Annotated in this window: 20 protein-coding genes; 14 read left to right on the top strand and 6 right to left on the bottom strand. The window is 69.9% G+C overall.

The window, feature by feature from the left end; genetic code table 11:
* The first annotated feature begins 54 nt into the window (after positions 1–54).
* The 10 genes from ACGF7Y_RS24765 (at position 55) to ACGF7Y_RS24720 (ending at position 10,995) form a co-directional block, all read left to right on the top strand.
* Positions 55–2,349, top strand: coding sequence for a molybdopterin guanine dinucleotide-containing S/N-oxide reductase (locus ACGF7Y_RS24765; RefSeq protein WP_393236937.1), 2,295 nt, complete (start codon positions 55–57; stop codon positions 2,347–2,349).
* Between the two features lie 283 nt (positions 2,350–2,632).
* Positions 2,633–3,598 (top strand): LysR family transcriptional regulator, encoded by a 966-nt coding sequence (locus ACGF7Y_RS24760; protein WP_393236935.1) that lies wholly within the window; start codon positions 2,633–2,635, stop codon positions 3,596–3,598.
* Between the two features lie 29 nt (positions 3,599–3,627).
* On the top strand, positions 3,628–4,290 hold the full coding sequence (gene lexA / locus ACGF7Y_RS24755; protein ID WP_393236933.1) for a transcriptional repressor LexA: 663 nt from the start codon (positions 3,628–3,630) through the stop codon (positions 4,288–4,290).
* A 60-nt stretch (positions 4,291–4,350) separates the two neighbouring features.
* The gene (locus tag ACGF7Y_RS24750; protein ID WP_393236931.1) at positions 4,351–5,250 is read left to right on the top strand and encodes a Sir2 family NAD-dependent protein deacetylase; all 900 of its coding nucleotides are present in this window, start codon (positions 4,351–4,353) and stop codon (positions 5,248–5,250) included.
* A 345-nt stretch (positions 5,251–5,595) separates the two neighbouring features.
* Entirely contained in the window at positions 5,596–6,438 is an 843-nt protein-coding gene (locus tag ACGF7Y_RS24745) for an ABC transporter permease (RefSeq protein WP_393236930.1), read from the top strand.
* Positions 6,439–7,167 carry an ABC transporter ATP-binding protein gene (locus ACGF7Y_RS24740; protein ID WP_393236929.1) on the top strand — a complete coding sequence of 243 codons (729 nt, stop codon included), beginning with the start codon at positions 6,439–6,441 and terminating at the stop codon, positions 7,165–7,167. It begins immediately after the preceding gene.
* Positions 7,164–8,756, top strand: a complete 1,593-nt coding sequence (locus ACGF7Y_RS24735; RefSeq protein ID WP_393236927.1) for an FAD-dependent oxidoreductase — start codon at positions 7,164–7,166, stop codon at positions 8,754–8,756. Before ACGF7Y_RS24740 ends, ACGF7Y_RS24735 begins: the two co-directional genes overlap by 4 nt.
* On the top strand, positions 8,753–9,094 hold the full coding sequence (locus ACGF7Y_RS24730) for a 4Fe-4S dicluster domain-containing protein (RefSeq protein WP_393236925.1): 342 nt from the start codon (positions 8,753–8,755) through the stop codon (positions 9,092–9,094). Before ACGF7Y_RS24735 ends, ACGF7Y_RS24730 begins: the two co-directional genes overlap by 4 nt.
* Positions 9,095–9,110: 16 nt before the next feature.
* Positions 9,111–10,112: an ABC transporter substrate-binding protein gene (locus tag ACGF7Y_RS24725; RefSeq protein ID WP_393236923.1), complete on the top strand. Its 1,002-nt coding sequence runs from the start codon at positions 9,111–9,113 to the stop codon at positions 10,110–10,112.
* Positions 10,113–10,224: 112 nt separating this feature from the next.
* Positions 10,225–10,995, top strand: a complete 771-nt coding sequence (locus ACGF7Y_RS24720; protein ID WP_393236921.1) for a 2-phosphosulfolactate phosphatase — start codon at positions 10,225–10,227, stop codon at positions 10,993–10,995.
* 21 nt (positions 10,996–11,016) lie between these two features.
* On the opposite strand, the gene ACGF7Y_RS24715 is transcribed toward ACGF7Y_RS24720, so the two are convergent.
* From ACGF7Y_RS24715 to ACGF7Y_RS24690, 6 genes are all read right to left on the bottom strand, one after another.
* Complete coding sequence (locus tag ACGF7Y_RS24715) at positions 11,017–11,634, bottom strand: TetR/AcrR family transcriptional regulator (protein ID WP_393236919.1); 618 nt, start codon at positions 11,632–11,634, stop codon at positions 11,017–11,019.
* Positions 11,635–11,717: 83 nt separating this feature from the next.
* Entirely contained in the window at positions 11,718–13,226 is a 1,509-nt protein-coding gene (locus ACGF7Y_RS24710; protein ID WP_393236917.1) for a flavin-containing monooxygenase, read from the bottom strand.
* Positions 13,223–14,080 (bottom strand): SDR family NAD(P)-dependent oxidoreductase, encoded by an 858-nt coding sequence (locus ACGF7Y_RS24705; RefSeq protein WP_393236915.1) that lies wholly within the window; start codon positions 14,078–14,080, stop codon positions 13,223–13,225. Before ACGF7Y_RS24705 ends, ACGF7Y_RS24710 begins: the two co-directional genes overlap by 4 nt.
* Positions 14,064–14,969, bottom strand: coding sequence for an alpha/beta fold hydrolase (locus tag ACGF7Y_RS24700; RefSeq protein WP_393236913.1), 906 nt, complete (start codon positions 14,967–14,969; stop codon positions 14,064–14,066). Before ACGF7Y_RS24700 ends, ACGF7Y_RS24705 begins: the two co-directional genes overlap by 17 nt.
* Positions 14,966–16,309, bottom strand: coding sequence for a cytochrome P450 (locus ACGF7Y_RS24695; RefSeq protein ID WP_393236911.1), 1,344 nt, complete (start codon positions 16,307–16,309; stop codon positions 14,966–14,968). The genes ACGF7Y_RS24700 and ACGF7Y_RS24695 overlap by 4 nt, the downstream gene beginning before the upstream one ends.
* A 105-nt stretch (positions 16,310–16,414) precedes the next feature.
* The gene (locus tag ACGF7Y_RS24690) at positions 16,415–16,579 is read right to left on the bottom strand and encodes a His/Gly/Thr/Pro-type tRNA ligase C-terminal domain-containing protein (protein ID WP_393236909.1); all 165 of its coding nucleotides are present in this window, start codon (positions 16,577–16,579) and stop codon (positions 16,415–16,417) included.
* A 120-nt stretch (positions 16,580–16,699) separates the two neighbouring features.
* On the opposite strand from ACGF7Y_RS24690, the gene ACGF7Y_RS24685 reads away from it, so the two are divergent.
* From ACGF7Y_RS24685 to ACGF7Y_RS24670, 4 genes are all read left to right on the top strand, one after another.
* The gene (locus ACGF7Y_RS24685) at positions 16,700–17,989 is read left to right on the top strand and encodes an ABC transporter substrate-binding protein (RefSeq protein WP_393236908.1); all 1,290 of its coding nucleotides are present in this window, start codon (positions 16,700–16,702) and stop codon (positions 17,987–17,989) included.
* The gene (locus tag ACGF7Y_RS24680; protein WP_393236907.1) at positions 17,986–19,800 is read left to right on the top strand and encodes a hypothetical protein; all 1,815 of its coding nucleotides are present in this window, start codon (positions 17,986–17,988) and stop codon (positions 19,798–19,800) included. The genes ACGF7Y_RS24685 and ACGF7Y_RS24680 overlap by 4 nt, the downstream gene beginning before the upstream one ends.
* Positions 19,801–19,845: 45 nt before the next feature.
* Complete coding sequence (locus ACGF7Y_RS24675; RefSeq protein WP_393236906.1) at positions 19,846–21,573, top strand: tetratricopeptide repeat protein; 1,728 nt, start codon at positions 19,846–19,848, stop codon at positions 21,571–21,573.
* A 184-nt stretch (positions 21,574–21,757) separates the two neighbouring features.
* Positions 21,758–21,979, top strand: a complete 222-nt coding sequence (locus ACGF7Y_RS24670; protein WP_393236905.1) for a helix-turn-helix domain-containing protein — start codon at positions 21,758–21,760, stop codon at positions 21,977–21,979.
* Positions 21,980–22,055 lie beyond the last annotated feature (76 nt).

Raw genomic sequence — 22,055 nt, 5'->3', positions numbered from 1 at the left:
GGCATCGGAAACGAGTGGCGGCCAGGTGTTCGTGTGGCCGGTTACGGTGGGACGGTGACCACGCATCTGACCCACTGGGGCGCGTTCGAGGCGGACAGCGATGGCGAACGGCTCACAGCGGTCCGGCCGTGGCAAGGTGACCCGGAGCCGGTGCCGCTGATCGACAATGTCGCTTCGGCGCAGCATCATTCGACGCGTATCGATCGGCCGTATGTTCGTCGGGGCTGGCTGGAGAACGGGCCGGGCCCAGGTGCGCGGGGCTCGGAGTCTTTCGTCCCGGTGTCGTGGGAGCGCGCGTTGGACCTGCTGGCGGGCGAGCTCGGCCGGGTGTACCAGGAGCATGGAGCGCAGGCGGTGTACGGCGGCTCGTACGGCTGGGCCAGCGCCGGGCGATTCCATCACGCGCAGAGTCAATTGCACCGCTTCTTGAACTGTCTCGGCGGCTACGTCCGGCACGTGAACAGCTACAGCCTGGGTACCTCGACGGTGTTCCTGCCGTATGTCATCGGTGATATCGGCTGGGTGACGCAGCAGGCGACGGCGAAGACGGTCTTGGCCGAACATTCCGAACTCGTGGTGGCTTTCGGTGGTTTGTCGCCGAAGAACGCGGCCGTGTCGCCGGGCGGGGTCTCGCGCCACAACATGCGCGGCTGGATCGCGGCGGCGCGGGCGCGGGGTTGTCGTTTCGTGTCGATCAGTCCGCTGCGCGACGACACCCCGCGGGAGAGCGAAGCGGAGTGGATCGCGCCGCGGCCGGGTACCGACGTGGCGATGATGCTGGCGCTCGCCCAGGTGCTGGACGCGGAGGGTTTGGCGGACGAGCAGTTCCTGCGCGAGTACACGGTGGGCTGCGACCGCTTCGCGGAGTACCTGCGCGGTGCGGGGGACGGAGTGGTCAAGGATCCGGAGTGGGCCGCGGCCATCACCGGTGTGCCGGCCGACCGTATCCGGACGCTGGCCCGCGAGATGGCTGCCGCGCGAACGCTGGTGACGGTGAGTTGGTCGCTGCAGCGGGCGCGCCATGGTGAGCAGCCGCTGTGGGCGGGTGTGGCGCTCGCGGCGATGCTGGGGCAGATCGGGCTTCCCGGAGGCGGCTTCGGACACGGGTACGGCTCGGCCGCCGGTGTCGGAGAGCCCGCGCGGGTGCCTGCGCCGCGACTTCCGCGGGGGCGCAATGGCGTGGACGCCTTCATTCCGGTCGCGCGGATCGCGGACATGCTGCTCGAGCCGGGCGCGCCCTTCCGCTACAACGGCCGGGAGCTGGTGTATCCGGAAGTGCGGTTGGTGTACTGGTGTGGCGGCAATCCGTTTCATCACCATCAGGACCTGGCTCGGCTGCGTACGGCGTTCGGTCGTCCGGACACGGTGGTGGTGCACGATGCGTTCTGGACGGCCACCGCGCGGCACGCCGATATCGTGCTCCCGGCGACGATGTCGATCGAGCGCGACGACTATGGCGTGGGGGAAGGCGACCGTTCGTTCTTCCCGATGAAGGCGCTGACTCGCCCGTATGGGCAGGCGCGTGACGACTATTCGATCTTCGCCGAAACGGCCGATCGGCTCGGTGTCGGCAAGGAATTCACCGAGGGGCGTTCGGCAGTCGAGTGGCTGCGGCATCTGTATGAGCAATGGCGTGTCGAGCAGTCGCGCGCGGGGCACGAGCTGCCGGATTTCGACGCGTTCTGGGCCGGTGATGTCCTCGAGCTTCCGGTTCCGGACCCGAATCAGGTGTTGGCCGCGGACTTTCGCGCCGACCCGGATCGGCACCCGCTGAGCACGCCCAGCGGGAAGATCGAGGTCTTTTCCGCGACCATCGATCGCTTCGGGTACGCCGATTGCCCGGGGCATCCGGTGTGGTTGGAGCCGGAGGAGTGGCTCGGTGGTGCGGCGGCGGCCCGGTTCCCCTTGCAGTTGGTGGCGAATCAGCCGCGGGCCAAGCTGCACAGCCAGCTCGACGTGGGCGCCTACAGCCGGTCGGTGAAGATCTCCGGGCGTGAACCGATCCGGATGCATCCTTCGGACGCCGACGCGCGTGGTCTGCGTGCCGGTGAGATTGTGCGGGTGTTCAACGAGCGGGGCAGTTGCCTGGCCGGTCTGGTGGTCGACGACGGGGTGCGGGCCGGTGTCGCGCAGTTGTCCACCGGAGCGTGGTATGACCCCGACCCGGCGGACCCGACATTCTGCCGCCACGGTAATCCGAACGTGCTCATCGCCGACCGTCCCTCTTCGACGCTCAGCCAGGGGTGCGCCGGGCAGCTGACGCTGGTGGAGGTGGAGCGCTATGCGGGCCCGATCACGGAGGTGGAGGTGATGCGGCCGCCGCCCACGGTGGTTCCGGGAGCGCTTTGAGGCCGCCGATGGCGGACATGCCGAGTCGCTCGGCTTCGGGGCAGCTGGGGCCGATTCCGTCGTGCTGTCGAGCGTTCGGAATTCGGGTGGTCGGGCCGGTGGAGGAGGGAGGCTGTGCTCATCCGGTTCCTCGGCGATGCGGGAACGATCGGATGAACATCGAATGGTTGTAGGCTCTGTCGGTTGATCGTGGTTGCGCGTCCATGTGAGCGGTGATGATGGTCGATGTCGGATTATGGATGCGGCATGGTGGACAACGTAAGGTTGTCGCTGGAGGTGGCGGGTGGAGCTGGATCTCGCGGCGGTGCGCGCGTTCGTCGTGGTGGTGGAGGAGCAGCAGTTCGGTCACGCGGCCTCGGTGCTGGGGATCAGCCAGCAGGCGGTGTCCAAGCGCATCGCGAAGCTCGAGTCGCAGCTGGGAACGGAGCTGTTCGACCGCGGGCGCGGCGGCAGTGTGCCGACGGCGGCCGGTACTCGGTTGCTGCCGTACGCGCGTTCCTTGCTCGCCGGCTCCGAGGCCGCGGTGCGGGCGGTGCGCGAGGTAGTGCGGCCGTTGCGGGTCGCGGTGCTGGGGAAACGGGTGGCCGCGACCGATTTGATGGAGTTCTATCTCGCGCGTCATCCGCACCGCGACACCGAGATCGTCATCTCGAATATGATCACGACCTCGCGGGAAGCGTTGCGCGGTGGCATCGTCGACGCGGCTCTCGCGCGCGCGTACGGCGGCCCGGTGGCTCTGCCCGACGATATCGTCGCCGCTCCCGCGTATTTGGAGCCGTTGTATCTGCTGGTGGGTAAGGATCATCCGTTCGCGGGCCGGTCGACGATCGCGTTGCGCGAGATCTCCGGGCAGCCGGTGTGGGTGCCCGGTGCGGCCGTGCCGTCGGAGTGGGCCGACTTCTATCGAGAGCTCAGCGCGTTCAGCGGGATTCCGGTCGATACCAGGGGTCCGCTCGTGGGTATGGCCGAGATCGTCGAACGTATCGCGGACTCGTCGTCGTTGACGACGTTCAGCGGCGACGGGGGGCAGACGCCGTGGCATCCGAACGTGCGGCGCCTGATGATCGTCGATCCGACCCCCGCCTATCCCCTGGCGTTGTTGTGGTCGGCGGGCAACCGGCATCCGGGACTGCGGCATTTGGTCGAGCACGTCGCGGACAACTACAACCGGGATACCGCCGCCGCCTGCTGGGTTCCGGATTCCGATCGGGCGCTGTTCGGCGTGCCCGGTGCGGTGGCCCGGCGGTAGTGTCGGCTCGTGCCTCTACCATTCCCCGGGTGACCGGATACGACCCGCTCGACGCGTTCGAGCATCTCGACACCTCGACGTTGCCGCAGCGCCAGCAGCGGATTCTCGCCACGATTCGGGACTGGGTTGTCCGGCACGGGTATCCGCCGAACACGCGTGAGATCGGTGACGCGGTGGGTCTGCGGTCGGCGTCGTCGGTGTCGAAGCATCTGAAGAGCCTGGAGGAGCGTGGTTTCCTGCGCCGCGGCCGGACGGTGTCGCGGCCGATCGACGTGCGGATGTTTCTGCACGCGCCCGCGGGGCGGGAGATCGCGCAGGATTCGGTGGCGGTGCCGGTGGTCGGTGACATCGCGGCGGGCGCTCCGATCCTGGCCGAGGAGCACGGCGAGGACACGATGACGTTGCCGCGCGAGCTGGTCGGGCGCGGCACGGTGTTCGGGTTGCGGGTACGCGGCGATTCGATGATCGATGCGGCCATCTGCGATGGCGACCTCGTGGTGGTGCGCAAGCAGCACGAGGCGCATTCCGGCGAGATCGTGGCGGCGATGATCGATGGGGAGGCGACGGTGAAGGTGTACCGGCGGCGCAACGGTCATGTGTACTTGGAGCCGCGCAACCCGGCCTACGAGGTGATCGACGGCGACGAAGCGGTCGTGCTCGGCAAGGTCGTGTCGGTGATGCGGCGCGTCTGACCTCGGCCGACTCTTCCCCGCGCGGGGCGGCCGTTCGGCCGTCGCCGTACCCTGAACGGCATGTCGGAGTTTGCGCGGACGCCTCTCGGCGCCGGGTTCGAGCAGCTGGCGCGGTTGCTCGATGGGCGCCGGGTCGTCGCGTTGACCGGCGCGGGGATCTCTACCGACAGCGGGATCCCGGACTATCGTGGTCCGTCCTCGCCGCCGCGCAACCCGATGACCTACCAGCAGTTCGTCGGTGATCCGGTGTTCCGGCAGCGGTACTGGGCGCGCAATCACGTCGGCTGGCGGCGCATGGACGGGTCGCGCCCCAATCCCGGCCATCGCGCGCTGGCACGGCTGGAACGCATGGGCGTGGTCACCGGGCTGATCACCCAGAACGTGGATCTGCTGCACACCAAGGCGGGGCATCGGCGGGTGATCGATCTGCACGGCACCTACGCGCGGGTGCGTTGCCTCAGCTGCGCGTCCCTGGTCTCGCGGATGTCGCTGGCCGACCGGCTGGAGGCGGCCAATCCGGGCTTCGCGGAGGCCGCGACGACCGATGGCCTCGAGGTCGCGCCCGACGCGGACGCGGTGGTCGGCGACACCGGAAGCTTCCGGATGGTCGACTGCGCGCGCTGTGGCGGCATGCTGAAGCCCGATATCGTCTATTTCGGGGAGAACGTGCCGAAGGAGCGGGTCGCGGCGGCGTATGAACTCGTCGACGCCGCGGACGCGCTGCTGGTCGCCGGGTCGTCGCTGACGGTGATGTCCGGGTTGCGTTTCGTGCGTGATGCCGCCAGGCGCGGGCGTCTCGTCGTGATCGTCAATCGTGGCCGGACGCGCGGTGACGAACTGGCCGCACTCACGCTGGATGCCGGGTCCTCGACTGTGCTGCCGGCTCTTGCGGAGCGCCTCGGTGAAGCCGGTGGCGCGGTAGTGCCGAAACCTTTCCGCGACGCCACCTCGACCGCGTAGAGGCGCTGTTGCCCGAGCCGCCATGGGCTGGCTGCATACCGCCCCCTGGTGGCGCGGGCATCGAGAACGCGGCGGTGTCCTCGATGTCGAGGTCGCCGACCCGATGCCGGGGGCTGGAGGTTCTGGCGCGATCGAGTCCTGCGGCGCCTTCCCGAGCGATGTTCGATCAGCGGCCGAGGCTGACAGCGATCAACCGGGTCATCTCAGGCGGGCACGCGTCCTTGCTGCTCAGCACAGTGTGCGCGCCGCGCGCGGGTTCAGGATCGGGCTGATCGCAACCATTCTGTGAACCGGTCGCGCGCCTTACTGTTCCGGACAGTACTTCTCGTGTGAGGACCGTGTCCGATGACATTGCAGTTGGATCCGACCACATCGGCGCCACCTTCCACCCCGGCCGAGGCGGCCACCGACAGCCCGGCACCGTTCACCCGTAGGTTGCTCGGCCTGGCCAGGGCGTCCTCGGGACTGATTCTGGCGGTGGTCATTTGGCAGCTCGGCGCCCGATCCTGGCTCGGCACGACCACTCCGGCGCCGACCGAGGTGCTCGAAGCCGGGTGGGAGCTGGTCCGGTCGGGTGAGTTGTGGCAGCATCTGGTCGCCTCCGGGCGCCGGGTGGCGGTCGGGCTGGCGATCGGCATCGGCATCGGGCTGGTGTGCGGTGTGGCGGCCGGATTGTTCCGGATCGCCGAGGATCTGGTGAACGGTCCGCTGCAGGCGTTGCGGATGTTGCCGACGCTGGCGCTGGTGCCGGTGTTCATCATCTGGTTCGGCATCGGTGATTCGTTCAAGATCGCGTTGATCATCGTCGCGCCGATCTTCCCGATCTACCTGAACGTGCTGGCCGGGATCCGTGGCGTGGACCGGCGGCTGGTCGAGGCGGCGGAATCGCTCGGCCTCAACCGGTTCGAGCTGACCACGAAGATCATTCTGCCCGGCGCGTTGCCGCAGATCTTCGTCGGGCTGCGGCAGGCGCTCGGCGTCGGCTGGCTGACCCTGGTGGTGGCGGAGATGCAGACCACGCCGGTGGGGCTGGGCTTCCTGATGAACGATGCCAAGGAGTTCCTGCGGACCGATCAGATCTTCCTGGTCTTGGTGATCTACGCGGTCCTCGGGCTGCTCACCGATCTGTTCGTGCGGGTACTGGAACACCGGTTCCTGGCTTGGCGCACCGGATACGAGGGGAAGTAGATGACCACCACCATCGGGACCGGCGTCCGCATTCGCGGGGCGGCACGCGCTTTCGGCGGCCGCGCGGTGCTGCGCGAGGTCGACCTGGATATCGCGCCGGGCGAGTTCGTCGCTCTGCTGGGCGCCAGTGGTTGCGGCAAGAGCACGCTGCTGCGCGGGATCGGCGGGCTGGACCGCGGCTTCAGTGGATCGTTCGAGGTGCCCCGATCGAAGGCGATCGTCTTCCAGGAGCACCGGCTGATTCCCTGGATCAGCGTGTGGCGCAACGTCGTTCTCGGCGTCGACGGTGCGACGAAGGCGCGGGCGTCGACGGCGCTGGAAGAGGTGGGGCTCACCGCGAAGGCGGATGCGTGGCCCGCGACGCTGTCCGGTGGTGAAGCGCAGCGTGTGGCACTGGCCAGGGCGCTGGTGCGCAATCCGGAACTGCTGCTGCTCGACGAGCCGTTCGGCGCCCTCGACGCGCTGACCCGGCTGAAAGCGCAAGCGCTGGTGGCTCGCCTGTGGACGCTGCACCGTCAGTCGGTGCTGCTGGTGACCCACGACGTGGAAGAGGCGCTGCTGCTGGCCGACCGCGCGCTCGTGCTGCGCGACGGCCGCGTCGCCGAATCCTTCGACATCACCGTCGCCCGCCCGCGTTCGGTGGTCGACCCAGATTTCTCCGCACTCCGGCGCCGGTTGCTGCTCGCACTCGGCGTGAATCCCGAGGCACCGACAGGAGCAGACGCATGAGTGAACCGTTGCAGATCAGCACGGACGTCTTGGTGATCGGCGGCGGGCCCGCGGCCTGCTGGGCCGCGATCCACGCCCGCGAAGCCGGCGCCGAGGTGACGGTGGTGGACAAGGGTTACTGCGGGACCAGCGGCGCTACCGCCCCCTCCGGGACCGGCGTGTGGTACGTGGCGCCGGAGGCGACCGCGCGGGCGAACGCGAAGGCCAGCCGGGAAGCGCTGGGCGGGCATCTGGCCGATCACTACTGGATGGACCGGGTGCTCGATCAGACCTACGCGAACATGAATCGGCTCGCCGTGGAGGGCCGGTATCCGTTCCCCGTCGACCCCGGCACCGGAGAGCAGATCCGCACCGGCGTGCAGGGCCCGGAGTACATGCGCAGGATGCGGGCGTGGGTGAAACGGCTCGGGGTGCGCATTCTCGACCATTCGCCGGCGCTGGAGTTGCTGGTCGACGACGACGGCGTGGTGCGCGGCGCGGCGGGCTATCAGCGTCAGGCCGAGCGGGACTACCGCGTCGTCGCCGGTGCGGTGGTGCTCGCGACCGGCGGTTGCGCGTTCCTGTCGCGGGCGCTGGGCACCAACGTCGACACCGGTGACGGCGCGCTGATGGCGGCCGAGGTGGGTGCGCGTTTCTCGGGCATGGAATTTTCCAACGCGTATGCGATCGTGCCGAAGGGCTCGACGATCACCAAGACCGCCTACTACGGCTACGCGACGTTCTTCCATGAGGACGGGCGGGTGCTCGAGGGCGCGGGCTCGACCAAGGGCCGTTCGGTGATCGCGCGAACTTTGTTGCGGGAGAAGGTGTTCGCTCAGCTCGATCGTGCCGATGCGACGGTGCAGGCACAGATGCGGCTGGGTCAGCCGAATTTCTTCCTCCAGTTCGACCGGCGCGGCATCGACCCGTTCGCCGACCGGTTCGAGGTGGACCTGCTCGCCGAGGGGACCGTCCGCGGCACCGGCGGCATCGACGTCGTCGACGACGACTGCGCCACCACGGTGCCGGGCTTGTACGCCGCGGGTGACGCGGCGACCAGGGAACGGATCTGCGGCGGATTCACCGGCGGTGGCAGCCACAACTCGGCGTGGGCGATGTCGTCGGGTAGTTGGGCCGGGCGCGGCGCGGCGGCGTTCGCGTTGCGATCGGCTCCCGCCCGCGGTCTGGATCTGCGTGGGGCCGGGCGCATCGGGTTGCGGCCGGAGAACGGCGAGTCGGTTCAGGCCGCGGAGGTGGTCGTCGCCGCGCAGCAGGAGTTGATCCCGTTCGAGAAGAATTATCTGCGCCACGGCGACCGGATCCGGCCCGCGCTCGCCCAGCTCGACAGCGTCTGGGAACACGCCACCCGCGGTCTGGGCGGCGGCAGCGGAGAGCAGCGGGTGCGGGCGCGGCAGGCCGCCGCGATCACCGCCGTGGGACGGTTGATGTACCGGTCGACGCTGGCGCGCACGGAGACGCGCGGGATGAGTAAACGCGCCGACCATCCGGATCTGGACCCCCAGCAGCATCATCACGTCCTGTCCGGTGGGCTCGACGAGGTGTGGACGGCGACGGCCGCGGCGGCGAGCACCCTGGCGGTGGCGGGATGATCGAGATCCTGCGTGCGGGTGACTGCATTGCCTGCGACAAATGCGTGGACGTGTGCCCTACGAACGTCTTCGACCGCACCGACAGCGGAATCCCGGTCATCGCACGGCAATCCGATTGCCAGACCTGCTTCATGTGCGAGGCGTACTGCCCCACGGACGCGCTGTACGTCGATCCCGAAGCGACTCCGCTGGCCGATCACGACACGGTGTGCGACGACCATATCGGCCGCTACCGCAGAGAACTCGGCTGGGGCCGTGGCCGCAAACCCGGCAGTCTCGTCGCGGTGGGGCCGCGTCTGCCGCACGGGGCTCCGCCGCCGCGGCTGTCCGAACTCTGAACAACGAAAGCGAATCATGCGCATTCTCAGGCTGATCGTGCCTGCTGTCGTGTCCGCCCTGCTGCTGGCGCTCACCGGCTGTGGGACGGACGACGCGGGCTCGGCGACCCGCGCCGAGATCAAGACCCTCCGCATCGGCACCATCGGCACCGGTAACGTGCTGACCGGACCGGTCGGCTTCGCTCATCAGCGCGGGGCGCTGCTGCCGGCGCTGAAACCGCTGGGGGTGGACGCCATCGAGGTGTACAGCTTCCCCAACGGCCCGGACCTGAACCAGGCGCTGGTCGGTGGCCGCCTCGACGTCGCCACCTACGGCGACACGCCCGCCCTGGTCGCGCGCGGCAGCGGCCTGAAGACGCGGTTGCTGGCCATCGCCGCGGTGGACTACAACGCGGGTGTGGTGGCGAAGGATCCGGCGATCCGGACGTTGAAGGATCTGGCGGGCAAGAAGATCGGTGTGCAGTCCGGTTCGTACATCGATCGCTACTTGCAGGGCGCGCTGAAGGCCGAGGGCATTCAGGCGCAGCTGGTGCATTTGCTGGCCACCGACGCGGAGGCCCCGCTCAACGGGGGCGATATCGCGGCGGTCGCGCTGCCGGATGTGAACCCGTCGTCGTTCTTCCGATCGTTCCTGGCCAAAGGTTTCCACCAGGTCGACTCGATTCACGACAACCATCCCGATCTCGCGGGCACCAGCTCCTCGGTCAGCAGCCAGGATTTCCTGGACAGCCATCCCGAGTTCGGCGGCGCGTGGCAGTCGGTCCTGGTGGAGGCCAACCGGTATGCGAAACAGCATTGGGACGACTATGTGAACTACGAGGTCGCGCAGTCGAAGTCGCCGGAAGCGGTCGTGCGGGCGACCGCTCGTCCGAACTACATTCCGGACGAGATCTTCGCGCCGCGCGGGATCCAGTTGCTGACGGGGACCAAGCAGTTCCTGGTGGAGCAGAAGAAGATCCGGGAAGAGTTCGGTTTGGAGGAATGGTTCTACCGGCCGGACCGGCCCAAGCAGGGCTGAGCCGGATAGAGCGCCCGGTCGGGGACACCGCAAATGCCCGGCCGGGCGACGGTGGATCCGTTCGATGCGGGTGAGTCGGCGCCGCGCGCGACATGGATCGGGAGGGGAGAGCATGCCGCAGATCGCCGAGTGGGCGCGGCAACGGCCGTGGGGTGTTCGGCTGGAGTGGGGTTCGGCCGGTGCGATGGCGCTCGGGCCCGGCAGCGCGTGCGTAGTGGTGGTCGACGTTCTGTCGTTCACGACATCGGTGTCGGTCGCTGTCGAAGCAGGGACACACGTGCTGCCCTACCCGTGGCGCGACGATGCAGCCGCGGAGTTCGCCGCACGGCAGGGCGCGGCGCTGGCGGTGGGCCGGCGGGCGGTGTCCGAGCAGCAGCCGTGGTCGCTGTCTCCGGCGGCGTTGCGGCGTGCGCCTGCGGCCGAGCGGCTCGTGCTGCCCTCGCCGAACGGTTCGGCCATCGCCGCGGCTGTCAGCGGTGTGCCGGTGGTGGCGGCGTGCCTGCGCAACGCGGGGGCGGTCGCCCGCTGGATCGCGGGGCAGGGGTGGGGCACCGGGCGGGAGCCGGTCGCGGTGATCGCCGCGGGCGAGCAGTGGCCCGGTGGTGGGGAGCTGCGGCCCGCGGTCGAGGATTGGCTGGGTGCGGGGGCGATCGCCGCGGCGCTGGCGCGCAACGGAGCGGGGCCGCTGTCCGCGGAGGCGCATGCCGCCGCGGTGGCCTACGATGCGATCGCCGACGTCGCGGCGCTGATTCGCGACTGCGCCTCCGGCCGGGAACTGACCGAGGGTGGGTTCGCGCAAGATGTCGCGGTGGCCACCGAACTCGACTCCAGCGCGGTGGTGCCGGTGTCGACCGGCGGAGCGTTCGTCGACGCCGCCCGGTGAAGCGGTCACCGCGGCCGAGCGCTAGGGGTGCGGTCCGATCAGCGCGATCGCGGATTCGACCGCCACCTCGACCATGCCGCCGATGTCGCCGCCGTCTTCCACGGTGGTGGCGATGAGTTCCCGGAAGCCGCCGAACAGGATGGTCGCCACCTGCCGGGACGGCGGGCGCAGTCCGGCGGCCGCGAATTCCGGTGTGTCGGTGAGTTTCTGGATCAGGGCGATGAACGCTTCGCCGACCTCGCGTTGCAGGTGACGGGCGTCCTCGCCGAGGGCGGGGACGACGCGGATCCAGCTGAGGGTGATGGAGGGATCGTCCTGTGCGGTGCGTATCCACGCCTCGATGGCGTGGCGCACCTGCGTGCGCCACGGCATGTGCGGGTCGACGGCGGCCTCGATCTGCTGGATCGTCTCCTTGTTGCGCTCGGTCAGCAGGGTGATGAAACAGTCCTGTTTGCTGGTGAAGTGCTCGTAGAAGGTGCGGCGCGAGGTGCGGGCGTGGCGGACCACGTCGGCGACGGTGGAGTCCTGGTATCCGCGTTCGCGCACGGCGACGGCCATGGCGTCGAGCAGGCGGCGGCGAAACCCGGAATCCGAGCCGTTGTCGGCGGAGGTGCGGGGTACGGGCTCGGCGCGGGTCACGAGAATCAGGTTAGTTTCTCCGCTCGGGTCACCGCGCCCGGCCCGAGCCGCTCGGCGGGCGGGTGCCGCGCACCGGCGCGCGGTCAGGCCGTCACCTGCCCGGAATCGCGTCCTTGCGCCACGGCATGGGCATCGTGGGCCGGTGCGTCCGCACCGGTGAAGCGGATGGTGCCGTCGTCGATGCGGCCGTAGCGCAGGGTGAGCACATCGTGGCCGTAGCTCATACCCAGCCGCCACGGGGCCCGGGAGCCCGCCTTGGGGAAGCGGTCGATGTCGCGCAGCACGTAGCCGGCCGGGAAGTCCAGCAGTGGCTCGGGTGCCACGGCGGGGTTCGGCCACGGGGTGGTCTGCCGGTAGCCGCCCTCGTCCATGTGGCGCAGCAACCGGCAGACGAACTCGCTGACCAGATCGGCTTTCAGTGTCCAGGACGCGTTGGTGTAGCCGATGGTGAAGGCGAAGTTCGGCACTCCGCTGAGCATCATCCCCTTGTAGGCCATGGTCTGTGGCAGCGCGACCTCGTGTCCGTCCACCGCGAGCCGGATGCCGCCGAGTGCGAGCAGTCGCAGGCCGGTCGCGGTCACCACCACGTCGGCGTCGAGTTCGCGTCCGGAGGCCAGGCGCAGTCCGGTCGCGGTGAACGTGTCGATGCGATCGGTGACCACCGTGGCGCGTCCGTCGCGGATCGCGCGGAACAGATCCCCGTCGGGTACCAGGCACAGCCGCTGATCCCACGGCTGGTAGGACGGTTTGAAGTGGGTGTCGACGTCGTAACCGTCGGGCAGTTGCTTGATGGTCAGATCGCGGATGAACTTGCGCATCTGCCGGGGCCGCCGCCTGCTGAACTGGTAGATCAGTGTGCTGATCAGCACGTTCTTCCAGCGGACGACCGTGTATGCGCGTCGCGGGCCCAGCAGTCGCCGCAGCCGGTCGGCCACGGTGTCGCGGGCGGGGACGGGCAGGATGTAGGTCGGTGACCGTTGCAGCATCGTCACCTGTGCGGCGGTTCGGGCCAGGGCGGGGACCAGGGTCACGGCGGTGGCGCCGCTGCCGATGACGACCACCCGCTTGCCCGCACAGTCCAGGTCCTGGGGCCAGTGCTGTGGATGCACCAGTCGGCCGCCGAATTCCTCGGCGCCGGCGAATCGCGGTGTGTAGCCCTCGTCGTAACGGTAGTAGCCGCTGCACACGAGCAGGAAATCGCAGGTGATCACGCTTGTGGCGCCGTCGTGTTCGGCCAGCACGGTCCAGCGGGCCTCGGCGCTGGACCAGGACGCTTCGGTCACCCGATGCCCGTAGCGGATGAATCGGTCGATGCCGGCGTCGGCGGCGGTGTCGCGGATGTAGCGCAGGATGGCGGGGCCGTCGGCGATGGCCTCGGCTTGCGTCCACGGGCGGAACCGGTATCCGAGGGTGTGCATGTCGGAGTCCGAGCGCACGCCGGGGTAGCGGAACAGATCCCAGGTGCCGCCGAGGTCGTCGCGTGCCTCGAGGATCGCGTAGCTGCGGGCGGGGAACGCCGCCTGCAGGTGGTGGGCCGCGCCGATGCCGGACAGGCCCGCGCCGACGATCAGGACGTCGAGGTGTTCGCTCATGCCGGTGCTCCCGTGGTGTCGCGGGTGCGCAGGCGGCGCTCGAGCAGCGCGACCACACCGTAGTAGTGGGTGGGTGTCACCCGCGCCAAGAGGTCGAACAGATAGGCGTCGGGTCCGACGAGGATGCGCGATTTGCCGTGTTCGACGCCGCGGCGGATGATTTCGGCCGCCTTCTCCGGCGTGGTGAGGGTCAGCGCCTCGAATTCCGCCGCCATCTGCTCGTGCGTGCGGCCCCGGCCCTCTGGGTCCTTGCGGACCCGGGCGTTGCGCGCGATGTTGGTGCTGATGCCGCCGGGGTGGACGTTCACCGCGGACACGCCGGTGCCGCGCAGTTCCTGGCGCAGGGCGTCGGTGAACCCGCGTACCGCGAATTTCGCCGCGCAGTAGGCGCTTTGGTTGGGCATGCCGAGCAGCCCGAACACGCTCGAGGTGTTGACGATGACGCCGTGATCCTGCTCGACGAGGATGGGCAGGAAGGCGCGCGTGCCGTTGACGACTCCGTCGAAGTTGATCCGCCGCAGCCATTCGTCGTCCTCGGGGACGGCGTCGAGCACCGAGGAGGACACCGCGACACCGGCGTTGTTGAACACCGCGGCGAGCGGCGCGGTCAGCCAGTCGCGGACTTCGTCGGCGAAGGCGAGCTGGTCGGCGGCGTCGCGCACGTCCAGGACCCGGGTCAGTACCGGGCCGGTGAGCGCGGCGGCGGTTTCCTTCAGCCCGGCTCGGTCGATATCGGCGATCGCTACGGGAGAGCCTGTGGCCGACAGCGATCGGGCGAGGCTGCGGCCGATGCCGGAGGCCGCGCCGGTGATCATCACCGGGCGGCCCGACAGTGGCCTACGGGTGCGGGGCATCGATGCTCCTGGTTTCGGAAGTGCGGATGTGTTCGTGGATGAGGTCGGCGAGACTCGGCCACACCGCGGCGGGCAGGTCGTGGCCCATGCCCGCCAGGGTGCGCAGGCGAGCGCCGGAGATCGCGCGAGCGGTCGCGGTGGCGCCGGTCGGTGCGACCATCAGGTCGCGGTCACCGTGCACAACCAGTGTCGGGGCGGTCACCGTGCGCAGTTCACCGGTCCGGTCGCCGGATTTCAGGATGCCTGCCAGTTGACGGCCGACGCCCGCGGCGGGGGAGGGATCCCGGTCCCAGGTCCTGGCCGCCGTCGCGCGCACCGCGGACTCGTCGAACGGGTGGGCGGCCGACCGGATGTGCCGGTACATGCGCACAGCCCGGTCGATGTGCTCGTCGCGGGTGCGGGCGGGTCTGCCGAGCATCAATCGCCAGGTCGACCACGCCGGGCGCCCGACGCGCGCGGCGCCGGTGGTGGACATGATCGAGGTCAAGGAACCGACCCGGGCGGGATGGTGGGCGGCGACGGTTTGGGCGATCATGCCGCCCATCGACATGCCGACCAGATGCGCTCGGGGCAGCTCGAGCGCGTCGAGCAGGCCCACGGTGTCGGCGGCCAGATCGGCCAGCGTGTATTGGTCGCGGTGCCAGCGCCGGGCCAGCAGATCGACCGGGCTCGGTGGCGGGAACTCGCTGTGCGTCGAGCGGCCCGCGTCGCGATTGTCGAAACGGATGACGTGGTAGCCGTGCGCCACCAGCAGCTCGCACAACTCGTCGGGCCAGTCGTGGAGTTGCTGGCCCAGCCCGGCGACCAGCAGAAGCGGGATTCCGCGCGTGCCGTACTGCTCGTAGGCCAGGGTGACGCCGCCGCCGACGTCGGCCAGTCGCTCGCTCATGCCCTCGCCCCGGCGGCGTGGTCGAGCGCTGGGACACCGGGTCGCGGGGTGCGGCGGTGCACCACGGCGCGGCCCTTCTTGGCCGGGGCGAGAGCGACACCGCGGAAGTGCGGACGTTCGTCGCGGGCGTCGGTCGGCTCCAGCGTGAAATCCCGCAGCAGGGTGCGCAACACGACGTTCATCTCCATCATGGCGAACGCGGCGCCGATGCACCGGCGGCTGCCGCCGCCGAACGGGATCCAGCTGAATGTGCCGGGCCGCACGCCGAGGAAACGATCGGGGTCGAAGGCGCGGGCGTTCGGGAACAGCTGCTCGTTGTCGTGCATCAGCCGGATGCTGACCAGGACCTTCTGCCCCTTCGGCAACGTCCACCGGCCCAGCGGCAACGTATCGGCCCGGACCTGGCGGATGGTGGCGTCGATGACCGGGCGCACGCGCTGTACCTCCAGCAGTGTCGCCTCGCGCAGTTGCGAGCCGCCGGCATCGGCTTCGGCGACCAAGCGGCGCAGGATTTCCGGGTGCCTGCGCAGCCGCTCGATCGTCCACGACAATGTCGTCGCCGTCGTCTCGTGCCCAGCGGTGAGCAGGGTCAGCAGTTCGTCGGCGATCTCGCTGCGCGACATGGCGGAGCCGTCGTCGTAGCGCGCTTGCAGCATCATCGCCAGCACGTCGTCGCGCTCGTCGATTCCGTCGCGGACCGCGCGGTCGATGAGCAAGCCCACGATTTCGTCGTAGCGGCGGCGGTAGGCCGCGAACCGGGACCAGGGGCCGAATCTGCCCAGCGCCGCCTTGGGCACCGGGAACGCGGCAAGGGCGGATCCGATGAAAACGAGTTTGGGCAGCAACTGGCGTAGTTGCTCGAACTCGGCTCCCTCGGCACCGAAGACCGCCCGCAGGATCACGTTCAGCGTGATCCGCATCATCGAGTCCATCGTCGCGAACTCGCGGCCGGTGGGCCACGACCGCATCTCGCGGACGGCTTCGGCTTCGATCAGCGAGTCGTACACGGCGAGTCGGCGGCCGTGGAAGGGCGGGGTGAGCAGTTTGCGCTGTTTGCGGTGTTCCGTGCCGGTCAGCGCGAACAACGATCCGGGCCCGAGGAACTCGCCGAGGTTGACGTCGACGTTGTCGACGACGTCGGTGCTCGCGGTGAACAGCGCTTTGATCTCGGCGGGGTCGGCGAGCACCACCGATCGCCCGAACCTGGGCATCTGGATGGTGAAGGCAGACCCGTAGCGCTCGTGCATGCGCCGCCAGGTGCGGGTGCGTCCGGTCAGGATGTGCAGGCTCTGCACGATCGGTGGGGTAGTCGGTCCTTCTGGCAGTCGCACAGCGGGCATATGCCCACCTCCTCGCGTGGTACTCCGATGTACCAGTCGTACGGTACGCTCGTGTACCAGGCTGTGACAAGGCTTACACCCAAGCGATCGGAGCGAGCGGCCCGGTCACATCACGTCCCACAGTTCGGCGCTGTGCACCGCGAGCAGGGCTCCGATGCGGTCGAGCGCCTCGGCGGCGGACATCCGGGCGAGTCGGCGCCCGTCGCGCAGGCGCAGCGCCACCGCCCCCGCGGCGGCCTCCTCGGCGCCGATGATCGCCAGATACGGCACGAGGCGGTGATCGCGGATGCGTGGCCCGAGGTCGGCGGACGAAGATCGCGAAGTGCCCACCGGCGTGACGGCTTTGCCGCATAATCGGGTTCGATTGGCACGCAATGACATCGGGGGTCGATGAGCACGCGCAGAGCGGTGCTGCAAGCGGGAATGGTTGTCCCGCTGGCCGCTGCGTGCGCGCCGGACCTGCTGTTGGGCAGCTCCGACGCGGTGCGCGTAGGAGTGTCCTGGAGCGGACAGGAACTGGCGGCCTTCCACAGCGTGCTGGCCGGACTGGACCTCGGCTTCGCGGTCGAAGTGATCCCCCTCGGTGACAACACCGACACCGCGTTCACCGCGGGCGGCCGGTCCGCGCCGGACGTGGTGTTGCTTCCGCAGGCTGGACGGGTGCGTGAACTCGCCGAACGCCACGAACTGCGGCCTGTCGCCGAGACGGTGTGGGCCGACGAACTCGGCCCCCGCTACGCCCAGCCCTGGCAGCAGTTGCTGCGCTACGAGGATCGGCTCTACGGTGTGCCGTTCAAGGCCGCGGACAAGTCGCTGGTGTGGTTCGACCGGCAGCAGTTCGCCACCCACGGCCTGGGTGAACCGGCCGCCTGGATGCTCGGGGACTGGGTCGACCGGATGGAGGTGCTCGCCCAGACGCCGATCCGCCTGCTCGCGCTGGCCGCCGCCGACGGATGGGTGCTGACCGACTTCTTCGAGAACGTGCTGCTCGCCGAATCCCCGCGCATCTACGACGAATTGGCCTCCAAGCACAGCCGCGAGTGGGACAACCCGGCGGTGCGGGCCGCGTTCGGGCATCTGGGAGTGTTGTGGGGGCAACGCCACGCCTTCCCCGGTGGCGTCGGCGTCGCACTGACCAGGCAATTCTCCGACGCCGTCCGGGACGTGTTCCAGCACCGCCGCGCCGCGGCGGTCGTCGCCCCCGACTTCGCCGAACCCATCGTGCGCAGCGCGGTCCGAGCCTCCGGACGCAAGGTCGAAGACGCCGTAGGGGTCGTGCCGTTCCCGGCGGTGACCGCCGCGTCGGTGCGGCCGAAGATCGTCGGCGGCGACGTGATCGTGGTGACGCAGCAGGCGAACCCGCGCGCCGGCGAACTGGTCGAGAAACTGGCCGGGGACCGCGCCCCGCTGCCGTGGATCCAGCGCTACGGCGGTTTCCTCGCGCCGAACCTGCGCACCGAGGCGGACTACTCGCCGCTGTTGGCACCCTCGGCGCGAGAGCTCGCCGCCCGCAGCACCTTCGATCTGTCCGACCGGATCGGACCGGTCGGCGGTAGGGAAGGGCTGTGGCGGGTGCTGACGGAGTTCCTCATCGCGATCGGTGACGGTGCGCGGACGCGGGTCACCGACGCCACCGAACGCGCGATCGCCGCGCTGGACGACGTCGAGCAGCGCCGATGACCTCGCCCCCGCATTTCGACATCAACGGTCTGCGCATCGAGCTGGCCACCCGCCGCATGCGCGGACCGCTGGTTCCCGGCGGCAGGCCACGGCGATGGCTGGGTTGGCTGGCGGGACTGCCCGCGACGGTACTGACGGTCGCGCTGTTGGCGCTGCCCGCCGGATGGACCGTCCTCATCGCCGCACAGGCACGCCCGGTGGAGGTCCTCGCGTGCGCGATCGTCGCCGCGAGTGCGCTGCTGCCCGCGGCGCTGCGCAGACAGCTGAAGGCGCCGCGGAGACGAATCCTGGCGTGGGTCTTCGCGATCGGCGGCACCGTCGGCGGGCTGTGGCTGCTGGGCGGCACGATGACCGCCGACGGCCGGGGCGCCTACCTGCGCACGCTGCTGTGGGTGGCCTTCGGGATCGGGCTGCTGATCCTGGCGCTGGCGATCGCCTGGTGGGGGCGGGCGGCGCGATGGCTGTGGCTGCCGCTGATCGTGCCGTTCGGCGTGTCGGCGTTCGTATCGGGGGTGGCGTTCCGGGTGATCTTCGGCAACGGCGCCCGATGGCTGGACATCCAGGACGTCGGGCTCTACCGGTGGTGGCTGGCGGCGATGCTCGGGTCGGCGTTCCTGTGGACCTGGCTGGGCTTCCTCACCGCGCTGTTCCGCGCGGGAATCCATGCGATAGAAGCCGATCCGGCGCGCGCCGGGTACCTCTACCGCGACGACGGCAGGCAGCTGGCGATCCGCCTGTACGAGCTGCTGCGCCCGGTGCTGCTGATCGCCGGGCTGGCCGTGGGGGTCGCGGCCGCGCGCGTGTTCGACGTGGTGCTGATCGGGGTGCCCGGGGCGCTCGAGTACCAGGTCGACAGCGCGACCGTGCACTGGTGGCGGTTGGCCGCCGACGCCGACCCCGGCGTCGCAGCGGCCTACACGCTGCCGCTGGCGGTGCTGGTGGGCGCGGTCGCCTGGCTGCTGCAAGTGGACGTGCGCAGGCACCGCGCGAGCTGGTCGGCGGTGCGCGCGATCTCGGTGGCGGGACGGCGGCGCATCGGCCCCGGGCGCGCGGCGGGCATCGTGCTGGTCTCGCTGCTGGTGCTGTACCCGATCGGCGTACTCGCCTACACCGCTGTGCGCGGACACGAGGGCTTCGGATTCTCCGCCGTCGCTCTGGTATCGGGCGACGACGGACTGTGGCGCTCATTGCAGACCACCGCCTGGGTCGCGGGGATCGCGACGGTGGTCGTGGTGACCGCGGCCGTTCCGGTGGCCTACCGGCTGGCCGCGCTGCGACCCAACGGCACCGCCGCCCGGCTGGCCGTCGTGGCACTGGTGGTGCTCGCGGTGATCCCGGCGCAGACCTACCTCGGGCCGCTCGACGGTCTCGTCGACGCCTACGAGTTGTCCGGAACGCGGATCCCGCTGATCCTCGTGCACGCCGCCGCCGGACTGCCGGTCGCCATCCTCGTGCTGCGCGGCGCGATGCTCGCCCCACCGGGCAGCACGGCCTCCGACGCCCTGCACGGCCTGGCCAGTCCGGGCACCATCGCCCAGCGCGTGCTGGCCTCCTCCGGGCCCGCGCTGGGGGCGGTGGCGGTGCTCGAATTCGTCCAGGTGTGGAACGACTTCTTCATCGGCCTCGTGGTCAGCGGAGCGGGAGCGAGCCCGTGGTCGCTGCTGCTGTGGGGCGAAGCACGGCAATTCGGTGAGAACATCGCGCAATTGGCCGCGGGAGCGCTGGTATCGGCAGTGCTGCCGGTGGCGCTGCTGCTGGTGACCTGGCGGCGCTGGGTCGTGCCCGGGCTGACCGGTGGAGTGCTGCGATGAAGCCGATCCCACCGGTCGGCACCGGTGGGGCAAGGGAGGAACCGGGTGAGTACATCGACCGAACCCACCGAACCGGTCGGGCAGACCGCGACGCCGCGATCGTCCATCTGGATCGGTTTTCTGGGCACCGCGTCGCTGGTGGCCTACACCGTGCTGTTCGAGCTGGTGCGCACCCTGGTGGTGAACTCGTTCGGTGAGAACGCCCTCGTGCAGTTCTTCAACGGGCCGCTGCGCTGGTTGTCGGTGCTGTTCATCGCCGCGGCCGCGACCTATGCGCTGTCCCGGTTCGCCCGCGGCTATCGCACCAAGGTGCGCACCGCCCGTGAAATGGACCTGATCGCCGGTCTCGTCGAACCGGGCCCCGCACTGGCCGACGCCGGACCGCGGGTGGCCGCGCCGTCCCCACGTGCGGTCGCGACGCTGGACGGGCATCTCATCGCCGCGGTGCTGCGGGACCTGCCGGTGCACGACTACGAAACCGTCGCGTTGCTGGCAGTGCTCAACGCCATTCGGGACACGCCGGGACGGTTGCCGCTGGCCCGGGAACCCTCGGCGCGCACCGCGGCGAAACTGCTGGAGGGGCTGCGCCGCCGCGGGGTCCTCGCCCCCGATGGCGCGCAACGGTACTGCGTGCGTCTGGTGCCGGCGTTACCGGATCGCGCGACCGTGACCGCTGGACCGCAGTGGGCCGCGGCGCTCACCGCGCTCCTGCACCACTACGCCGATCGAGCAGGCCGCTGGGCGATCGCGCTGGAGTCACGGCGCTTCGCCGTAGGCGCTCGCCGCTGGTTCGAGACCGAGGAACCCTACCTGCGCGCCCTGGTGGCCGCGTGCGCGGCGGCAGCGGACACCGAAACCGAGCCGGGCGTGGAATTCCCCCGGCCAGCGGTCGGGCATCTCATCCGCCTCGGCCACGCCTTGGACGTGTGGTACGCCCGAAAGGGCCTGGGGGAGAACGAAAACGGGTTGGCCGACGACCTGCGCTCACTTCCCGGCATCGACGAGCTGAACCGCGACCTGGTGATGCTGTGGGCAGGCCTGCTGAACGCGCGACCGCGGGGCTATCGGCCGCGGCGGTTGTCCACGAGCCTGGCCGCCCGCTGGGAACACCAGACGGCGCTGGGCACGCTGGCCACCGCGGCGCCGGATCTCGACAAGGTGGCCGACCAGTTGGAGACCGCGTGGTGGTTGCTGCCGCGCGACGACGTCGCCGGTGAGGTGTGCGCCCTGATCAACCTCGCCGTCGTGCACATCCGGCAAGGACGCCTCGACGCCGCGCAGGATCGTCTCGAACTCGCCGAATCCCTCACCCGCGCGGGTCTCGATCCCGACGGACGCGCGCAGACCCACGAGACCATGGGCGCGCTGTGGTGGGCCCGCGGCGAACCGCGCCGAGCTCTGCGCTGCTGGCAACTCGCCCTGACCGGCTACCGCGCGCTCGACGACGACCCCGGCATCGGCCGCTGCCTGCAACACCTCGGCTCCGCGATCGTCGCCGACCCCGATCACGCCACCCTGCTGCTGCCGACCGACCCACCCCTCACCCGCACCGACGCCGTGCGCCAGGCCACCGGATGGCTCGCCGAAGCCCGCCGCAGGCATCCCGACGCCCAGCACGTCGGATACTATGTCGGCCGAGCCCGTTCGAGAATCCGCGCCGATCGCGGCTTCCTCGACCTGCTCCCGGCCCGCCGCCGCACCCCCCTCACCCACATCGACCAGTGGCCCGCTCCCCTCGAAGACCACGCCCACCGGCCGCATGCCGACCGTTGACCTCTCCGATGCTGGTGCCCAGCGACCTCGGCGGCCATGGCAAGACCCCGGCTCGTCCCGTGATGCAGGCAGCGACGCGCGGACTCTCGTCGATGCCTGCGCACGGTGGTCGCTGTGAAAGACTGAGTGACCATGCCGGAGCTTCGGGTCGCGGTGATCGCCTCCCACAACGGATCCAATCTGCGTGCGCTGCACCACGCTTCCCTCGACCCGGGCGCACAGTTCCGGATACCGTGGAATCGTCGCCGAAACCCGCCACTTGCTCGCAGAGGAGCTGCTCACCATAGGCGCCACGGTGGACGACGTCGCGCACCGCCTCGGGTACGCCGACGCGTCCAGCTTCACCCACGCCTTCACGCGCTGGGCAGGAGTCACTCCCGGCCGCTTCGCCCGCACCAACCGATGAACGCCCTGGACACCGCGGGGTGCTCTCAATTGGCCGAGACCACAGCACGTCTCGCCTCGTGGCGAGGGTGATAGCA

Origin of the sequence: Nocardia sp. NPDC047654 (assembly GCF_043205035.1) — a bacterium.
In the GTDB taxonomy this organism is placed as follows: Bacteria; Actinomycetota; Actinomycetes; order Mycobacteriales; family Mycobacteriaceae; genus Nocardia.
Note: the sequence above shows the minus strand (reverse complement) of the source record. Positions and strands in the feature narration are given on the sequence as shown.

Coding starts and splice junctions, on each gene's coding strand:
- ACGF7Y_RS24750 (WP_393236931.1), top strand. CDS start 4,351: ATGTCGGAGTTTGCGCGGACGCCTCTCGGCGCCGGGTTCGAGCAGCTG.
- ACGF7Y_RS24745 (WP_393236930.1), top strand. CDS start 5,596: ATGACATTGCAGTTGGATCCGACCACATCGGCGCCACCTTCCACCCCG.
- ACGF7Y_RS24740 (WP_393236929.1), top strand. CDS start 6,439: ATGACCACCACCATCGGGACCGGCGTCCGCATTCGCGGGGCGGCACGC.
- ACGF7Y_RS24735 (WP_393236927.1), top strand. CDS start 7,164: ATGAGTGAACCGTTGCAGATCAGCACGGACGTCTTGGTGATCGGCGGC.
- ACGF7Y_RS24730 (WP_393236925.1), top strand. CDS start 8,753: ATGATCGAGATCCTGCGTGCGGGTGACTGCATTGCCTGCGACAAATGC.
- ACGF7Y_RS24725 (WP_393236923.1), top strand. CDS start 9,111: ATGCGCATTCTCAGGCTGATCGTGCCTGCTGTCGTGTCCGCCCTGCTG.
- ACGF7Y_RS24720 (WP_393236921.1), top strand. CDS start 10,225: ATGCCGCAGATCGCCGAGTGGGCGCGGCAACGGCCGTGGGGTGTTCGG.
- ACGF7Y_RS24710 (WP_393236917.1), bottom strand. CDS start 13,226: ATGAGCGAACACCTCGACGTCCTGATCGTCGGCGCGGGCCTGTCCGGC.
- ACGF7Y_RS24705 (WP_393236915.1), bottom strand. CDS start 14,080: ATGCCCCGCACCCGTAGGCCACTGTCGGGCCGCCCGGTGATGATCACC.
- ACGF7Y_RS24700 (WP_393236913.1), bottom strand. CDS start 14,969: ATGAGCGAGCGACTGGCCGACGTCGGCGGCGGCGTCACCCTGGCCTAC.
- ACGF7Y_RS24695 (WP_393236911.1), bottom strand. CDS start 16,309: ATGCCCGCTGTGCGACTGCCAGAAGGACCGACTACCCCACCGATCGTG.
- ACGF7Y_RS24685 (WP_393236908.1), top strand. CDS start 16,700: ATGAGCACGCGCAGAGCGGTGCTGCAAGCGGGAATGGTTGTCCCGCTG.
- ACGF7Y_RS24680 (WP_393236907.1), top strand. CDS start 17,986: ATGACCTCGCCCCCGCATTTCGACATCAACGGTCTGCGCATCGAGCTG.